The 7,752-nt window shown below is 35.0% G+C and carries 8 protein-coding genes; all 8 read right to left on the bottom strand.

What is annotated here, in order from left to right; genetic code table 11:
• On the bottom strand, positions 1-260 hold a 260-nt coding region (locus A9G11_RS01165), incomplete at its 3' end, for a hypothetical protein (RefSeq protein WP_141674318.1).
• 257 nt (positions 261-517) lie between these two features.
• Complete coding sequence (locus tag A9G11_RS01160) at positions 518-925, bottom strand: hypothetical protein (RefSeq protein ID WP_081298371.1); 408 nt, start codon at positions 923-925, stop codon at positions 518-520.
• Positions 926-999: 74 nt separating this feature from the next.
• Positions 1,000-1,596 (bottom strand): hypothetical protein, encoded by a 597-nt coding sequence (locus tag A9G11_RS01155; protein WP_065617702.1) that lies wholly within the window; start codon positions 1,594-1,596, stop codon positions 1,000-1,002.
• Positions 1,597-1,830: 234 nt separating this feature from the next.
• Complete coding sequence (locus A9G11_RS01150; RefSeq protein WP_065617701.1) at positions 1,831-2,988, bottom strand: hypothetical protein; 1,158 nt, start codon at positions 2,986-2,988, stop codon at positions 1,831-1,833.
• 180 nt (positions 2,989-3,168) lie between these two features.
• A complete protein-coding gene (locus A9G11_RS01145) occupies positions 3,169-3,588 on the bottom strand; it encodes a hypothetical protein (RefSeq protein ID WP_081298370.1) in 420 nt (139 codons plus the stop codon).
• A gap of 77 nt (positions 3,589-3,665) precedes the next feature.
• A complete protein-coding gene (locus A9G11_RS01140; RefSeq protein ID WP_141674316.1) occupies positions 3,666-4,262 on the bottom strand; it encodes a hypothetical protein in 597 nt (198 codons plus the stop codon).
• On the bottom strand, positions 4,222-5,040 hold the full coding sequence (locus tag A9G11_RS01135) for a hypothetical protein (protein ID WP_065617699.1): 819 nt from the start codon (positions 5,038-5,040) through the stop codon (positions 4,222-4,224). The genes A9G11_RS01140 and A9G11_RS01135 overlap by 41 nt, the downstream gene beginning before the upstream one ends.
• 9 nt (positions 5,041-5,049) lie before the next feature.
• Positions 5,050-7,602: a type VI secretion system Vgr family protein gene (locus A9G11_RS01130; protein ID WP_081298369.1), complete on the bottom strand. Its 2,553-nt coding sequence runs from the start codon at positions 7,600-7,602 to the stop codon at positions 5,050-5,052.
• Positions 7,603-7,752: the final 150 nt, after the last annotated feature.

Raw genomic sequence — 7,752 nt, 5'->3', positions numbered from 1 at the left:
AAATATTCAGGTACATAACCTATTGCTTTTACTTCCTCAAAATCTTCTTCAAAATGTTGTTTTTGTTCCGCTGAAAGTGATGATATTTTTTCCTCAAAAAAATCTGCACATCCATCAATATCGTAACTGATGACCAAATTCAAATTACAGTAAGAGTAATGATGCTCACTTGCAATAACTTGATTACTAATACCAATTAAGAGTAGAAATAATAAAACATTACTTAATAACTTGTAAAAATGCCACAATATCATCACCATATTTTCCTTTTCTTTTAAACCTTATTAAATAATCATAATTGATGATTGTTCCTTTACGGTCAGAATTCACTAAATATACTCCAAATCATTTTGATTAAAGACATCAACTTCTACAATGCGCTCTTCTAACTCACCTTTATTAAATACCCAACAGGGTAAAATCTGATTTTTAGGTGCTAGTTTTTATGTCCTCATATATAGAATGAGTTATCATTGTTGTATCATATTTGTCCTGTGGAGAAATCAATATTTACCTTTTATTCATCCGCATCTTCTACTTTTATCGTGTACGTCTTATCAAATTCCTTCCCTACTTCCATCGTGCCAAAAGTACCACCATGTATCCTTAAGATAATTTCACCTTCTACAATGGGAACGCCTTCTAATTTATGGTTTTTAAATGGACGGATTGCTTCAGGATCTAATACCTTTAAGTCAAGCCCTGAATTCATAGGCGTTATTTCGTAGCGAAATAACCTCGGTATAACTGGTCCCGTGATTTCTATTGTTGCATAATATGGTTGACCTAATTTTGCATTAGGTAAACTTGGTGGTTCGACTGTCGGTTTAGGTGAACTATGAATAAAAAGTGGCGCACAGCTAATAAGAAATAATGCTAAAACTAGATAAATTAATATATGGCAATGATATTGTAATTTTTTCATATTATTTAAGTGGTTATTTAACCGCATCCTTTCATTATGTTTAATTCATAATATATTTTTTTATTTTTAATCAACTAGTTATAACATTTATCTATAATGATTTTTTTCGCTATTGACTTTCCTGGATTTTCTCTTAAATCATCTAAAATATTGTCTAAACATTGGCTTCGTTGTTTACTTATACTCAAAATATTTTTTTCTCTTAATGTCAGCTCTTTCTTTTTCTCCAACATTTTTTCAACAATTTTATACATTTGAAATTTCCTCAAATGCTCATTATATTCTACTGACTCAAGATCATCAAAAGCGACTTTAGTATTATTATAATCATGTTCTTTATCATCTTCCTCATCTAATTGCAGGCTAGTAAATAATACTTCTGGTGTTGGATACTGTCGTAAAAAAGGAATTAAATATTCAGGTACATAACCTATTGCTTTTACTTCCTCAAAATCTTCTTCAAAATGTTGTTTTTGTTCCGCTGAAAGTGATGATATTTTTTCCTCAAAAAAATCTGCACATCCATCAATATCGTAATCTATGACCAAATTCAGATTACAGTAATAGTAAGGATGCTCACTTGCAATAACTTGGTTACTAATACCAATTAAGAGTAGAAATAATAAAACATTACTTAATAACTTGTAAAAATGCCACAATATCATCACCATGTTTTCCTTTTCTTTTAAACCTTATTAAATAATCATAATTGATGATTGTTACTTTACGGTCAGAATTCACTAAATATACTCCAAATCATTTTGATTAAAGACATCAACTTCTACAATGCGCGCTTCTAACTCACCTTTATTAAATACCCGGCAGGGTAAAATCTGATTTTTAGGTGCTAGTTTTTTAACCTTATATCTTATAGGGATATTGATTAAAATAACCTCAACATTTAATTAGGGTTTAGGATGAAAATCATCAATTTGCTCTCGCCAACGATTATAGTTCCAATCAATGATTTTAGTTTTCAATGTTGACAGGTAGTCTTGCGCAGCTTGTTTTTGTGAGGTATTCAGCATGTTTTCTAAACGAGTTTGTATCTCTTTATTATACTGCCAAATAGGGGGAAGCATTGTTGGACTCCAAGCTAAATTATTACCATTCTCTATCACCTTTTGTTTGGCATAATCCAGCAATAACGACCAGGCATACGCTTTGACTATATCGTGCTCACGACCTAAACCATATAAATAGGCTTCTGTTACTCTTAAGATCCCTATCATCGAACTATGCTCCGCCATTAATTCGGTATAATCGATCGCCTGTTTGAGCTCTGCTGATGTTAATGACTTCCGATATTCGGTTAACTTATTGAGCTGTCTAAATTTGTTATCTTTATAATGATCGCCTTGCTGAAATAACATTTGCGCACTCAAATACTCATAACAATGATATCCTCCAGCCAATGCATAATTTAGATATTCAATACTTTTTTCTAAACTACTGTCTGAACAAGGTAATAGCATGCCTTTGTTATCATACTCACAAGGGCTGTAAAAAAAACTTTTCCGATAGGCAAAATAAGGGTATTTTAAATCAGCTAGTTTATCAAACAAATAACGCCTAAAATTCAATGATGTATAAATATCAGGTTCTACCAGCGGCTTACCGTTGTTATCCACGAGTTGATCGCGATATTTAGACATAAACTCTTTAAAAGATATCATGTCGTCTTCTTTTTTATTATCATCGTAAAATCTTTGCCAACTCATAAGATCATAATAATAGGGCATGGCATTTTTATCCCACTGCCAGGCATGCTTGATAAATTTGATTAGCTTATCGGGGTTAACCACTGCATAAAAGACTTGGTCTTCAAAGGCTGATTGATATAGTTTTTTGGCTTCATCTATACGTAATAATTGATTTTCAGGAATTGTTGAAGGGTAAATTGTCATATCCATGGTTGTATTTTCCGGCTTAACAGGGCGTTCATATATATTTTTACCATCATCACAATAAAGGAGAACAATACCAATAATTACACCACAGCCCATAACCACAGCGATTAGTTTTTTTATTATTGAGATTGTTACTTTACGGTCAGAATTCATTAAATATACTCCAAATCATTTTGATTAAAGACATCAACTTCTACAATGCGTTCTTCTAATTTACCGTTATTAAATACCCGGCAGGGTAAAATCTGATTTTTAGGTGCTAGTTTTTATGTCCTCATATATAGAATGAGTTATCATTGTTGTATCATATTTGTTCTGTGGAGAAATCAATACTTACCTTTCATCTGCATCTTCTACTTTTATCGTGTACGTCTTATCAAAATCTTGCCCTATTTCCATCGTGCCAAAAGTACCACCATGTATCCTTAAGATAATTTCACCTGTTACAATGGGAACACCTTCTAATTTAAAGTCATTATAGGGATGGACAGCTTCAGTATCTAATACCTTTAAGTCGAGTCCTGAATTTGTAGGGGTTATTTCGTAGCGAAATAACCTCGGTATAACTGGTCCCGGATAACTATTGATTGTTATGGTTGCATAATATGGTTGACCTAATTTTGCATTAGGTAAACTTGGTGGTTCGACTGACGTTTTAGTTGAACTAAAGAAAAAAAATGGTGCACAACTAATAAGAAATAATGCTAAAACTAGATAAATTAATATATGGCAATGATATTGTAATTTTTTCATATTATTTAGGTGGTTATTTAACCGCATCCTTTCATTATGTTTAATTCGCAACACCTTATTTTTTTATTGTTAATCAATTAGTTATAACATTTATCTATAATGATTTTTTTCTCTATTGACTTTCCTGGATTTTCTCTTAAATCATCTAAAATATTGTCTAAACATTGGCTACGCTGTTTACTTATACTCAAAATATTTTTTTCTCTTAATGTCAGTTCTTTCTTTTTCTCCAACATTTTTTCAACAATTTTATACATTTGAAATTTCCTCAAATGTTCTCTATATTCTAATGAATCAAGAGTATCAAAAGCGACTTTAGTATTATTATAATCATGTTCTTTATCATCTTCCTCATCTAATTGCAGGCTGGTAAATAATACTTCTGGTGTTGGATATTGATCTAAAAAAGGAATTAAATATTCAGGTACATAACCAATTGCTTTTACTTTCTCAAAATTTTCTTCAAAATGTTGTTTTTGTTCCGCTGAAAGTGATGATATTTTTTCCTCAAAAAAATCTGCACATCCATCAATATCGTAACTGATGACCAAATTCAAATTACAGTAAGAATAATGATGCTCACTTGCAATAACTTGGTTACTAATACCAATTAAGAGTAGAAATAATAAAACATTACTTAATAACTTGTAAAAATGCCACAATATCATCACCATGTTTTCCTTTTCCTCTAAATTTTATTAAATAATCATATATTTCTGGATACTTTTCATAATCAATAATAGTTACACAACCATGAGATATATGTCCAATATGTAAATAACGTTTTTCCGATATGGGATAAATAGGAAACCAGACGATATCACATCCGACAAGTTGGCCTCCTTCAATTAGCCCATATTGATTAATTTTACCTCCAACAGTATACATTTCTGTATATTTTCTAGGATGTGGATAATCTGGAGGTGCGATTTCATAAATTCCTTCATCCAATGGTTTATGTTGATCATCGGAACATAAAGTGACTGTTACTGATATACCATTGACAGTTAAAGTAGCTAATTGCTGTTTTATGTCTTCACCATATAAATCTTTTCTTGCATTAGATCTCCAGTGATAATCAATTTTACCGTATTTAACTGTTATTGTTGGTACGGCTGTACTTGGGGGGATATGACTAATATAAGTATCAACACCACCTTTCAAAATCATAGAACCTTTTTCACCTTTCCATTCACCTTCTTCTACTCTAAACCTTACTCTAGTACCATCATCATTCAGTCCAATTAAGGTTAATTTAGTATAATTGTAAATACTATATTCATCTGTACCATGACCATCTAGACGTATACTTACCCAACCATCCTTAGCCACTTTACAAACATAAGCCGTCTTAGCAACCGGTACCGAAGAACTATTATTACCTCCCTGAGCTGTTGATGTTGTCTTTCTTTTTTTTTGTTTATCTACCCATTCCATAACGGTCTCAGCCATCTTTTTCTCCTAAAATCTTTCTATATCGATTCCAACATGTAATGGTATTTCAGTTTCTGAGTAAACAATGCTAGTATAACCATTAGCGTCCGTTGTACCGTAAGCATAAATATTATCACCATGCCATATCTTATAAGGAATAAATGACATAGGTTCACCTTCATCATTTGTTAATAAAAATTTCATACTATATCTTCCCAGATTAATCATATTAAAAAAATCTGGTAAATTGATATTAGGTTTTTCCTTCGTAGCTGGTCCCATTTTTTGCATAGTATTGCATTTTAAATAGACATTACCTGAGGTACCTAACTCTATACCACTGCTATTGATTTTGATATATGAGCCTCCGCAAATTAAGGTGATATTTTGACCTGCGGTTACGGTTATTTTGTCATCAACACTATCAACTTTAATATCTTGTTTAGCCGCCATAGCAAGGTTGGCATTTTGTGCCTGAACTTCAACATCACCCTGATTAGCAAATAGTTTCATGCCGGATTTATGCGCAAATAAACCGACAGCTTCGCCAGAAGTTAAGGTGATATTTTTTAATGCGCTAATATCCGTTTGATTTTCACTGGTAATTACGACACTGTTACTGGTTGAGAGTTGAATATCTTCCGGGCTGGTTAAGGCTATCCCTTCTTGTGCATAAGCAAGTATGCCACTTTGACTTAGTCCGCTTAACACGGTCTTTAGTTGGTCCTGACTGTCTGTATCAGCGGTATGCGCCTGTGATTGGGTAGCGGCATTTTGTAACGCTTTGGCTATCGAGAGCGCATTTTCCAGCTGAGTAATCGCACCTTGCATATCCAGCTGTTTTCCCTGCGCTTTAGGCTCGGTTTGACTGGTGAGGTATAATCCCCGCTCCGCAGCAATCGCACCCCATTCGTCAGTGCGCAGTTCAAAGCCTTCGCCCCGTTGTTCTTTGTTTTGGTCAACTAAATGCCCCAGATTGAGTTGAGTCTTGCCATATTCGGTGGCAAGTTTGATATGCTCTTTTCCCCGTTTATCATCCATGCGCAGTTTATTGTTAGCCGGTGTACGTATGACATTACGATGTTTGTTCGCCGTCGCTACATGGTCTGGGTGGTTGCTGTCATGCATAGCGTGCGCGATATAAGGCCGGTCAGGATTGCTGTCCATAAAGGCTATGGCCACTTCAGTGCCATCAATAAGCGGAAAGTGAAAACCATAAGTTGCACCGGCATAAGGTTTCGCCAGTCTTACCCATAAACTCTCCTCTCCATTCTTCCAGCTCTTTAAATCAAAATTCAGTTTGACCCGATAACGTCCCTGTGTGTCAATATAACCATAAGTATCATTATCCGGACTGGTCACCCTGCCCGGCAATGTGCCACCAACTTGTGGCCAGGCTATCGGCGCCGGACGATAAGGTTTTAACACCTGATAAGGAATAGCAGTAAAGGTGAGTTCATAAGCATCCGTACGGTTGCCTTGCCCCGCTACACTTAAAATCACAAACCCTTCCTGCATTTCAGGTAAAGGGTTGCCTGTGATACGGATATGCTGCCCCGGTGCTAAGGTGTAACAGTTACTGTGACCGTTTATGATTATCTGTTTACTGATGGCATGTTCATGACGAATTCTGGCATACCATGAACCACTCTCGATATCTCCACCATTATTTTTATAATGCTCTTCATAACGGTAATCAGTACCATAAGTGGTACTGGCGGTTTGTTGCGTGCTAATCTCACTGTTTAAATTTGCCCCGGCATCTCGGTAGTTATAATCTTGGACTTTTACTGAGGATTCGACCGTTTGACTGTGTAAGGCGATATCCCAGACACTCTCGGTACTGCCGTCTATAGTGCCGGTCGGTAGTTTGTAGTCAATCTTACCGACGTTATTATATCCTTGCTCATAGTCACTGAGTATCATGACATCACAGTGATGCTCACTGTGATTTTCAAAACGAAACCAGATACCGACATCCGCCAGTAAGCGTTGTATAAATTCCAAATCACTCTCTTGCCATTGCGTGATAAATTCTCTTATCGGATAGCTCTCTTTCAGCTCCAACCGGTAATCCACGCCGGTAAAACCATGACTGCGTAGTACCGTTTCAACAACACTGACGACATTTTGATTTTGAAATATTGCACTGTTGTGTTGTAAGGATAATAACGCTAAACGGGAAGATAATATGACCTGATAATGTGCTTCGTCTTTATTGACTGAGAGTTGACTAAAACCGGTGATAACCCCATGCAGTACCCGTGCTTGCCCCTCCACAGGTAGCGCACTCAGTGAACTGATTGCGGATAAAAAGGGATGATGACTAACCGGATTAAAGGTAAATGATGCATTTTGGTTTAATACCGTATCAACGGCGATAGCTTTGTCAGCACTGGTGAAATTGATAATGTAGTGCCAAGGTTGATTGAGTTGTTCATTGCTTTTAACTTGTAAGATTGAGATGGGACTGGATAAGGCATCAATGGATAAGGTATAACGATTATGACTGACACCACTTAAACCCTTAACGACTTTTTCACCTAATTGATTGACTAAATCATCAAGCACTTTTGCCATGCTATTCTCCTTGTTAACTTACTATTCCTTACTATTCCTTTTTACTCGCTTGTTATGACTACAATTAATGGGTACTTTTAAATTAGAGATCACACTAAGATCAACTATCATTATTTTTATCTTAGCAGATAATTTAGTCAAATAACATAT

This window comes from Gilliamella sp. wkB108 (assembly GCF_001690195.1).
GTDB lineage: Bacteria > Pseudomonadota > Gammaproteobacteria > Enterobacterales > Orbaceae > Gilliamella > Gilliamella apicola_L.
Note: the sequence above shows the minus strand (reverse complement) of the source record. Positions and strands in the feature narration are given on the sequence as shown.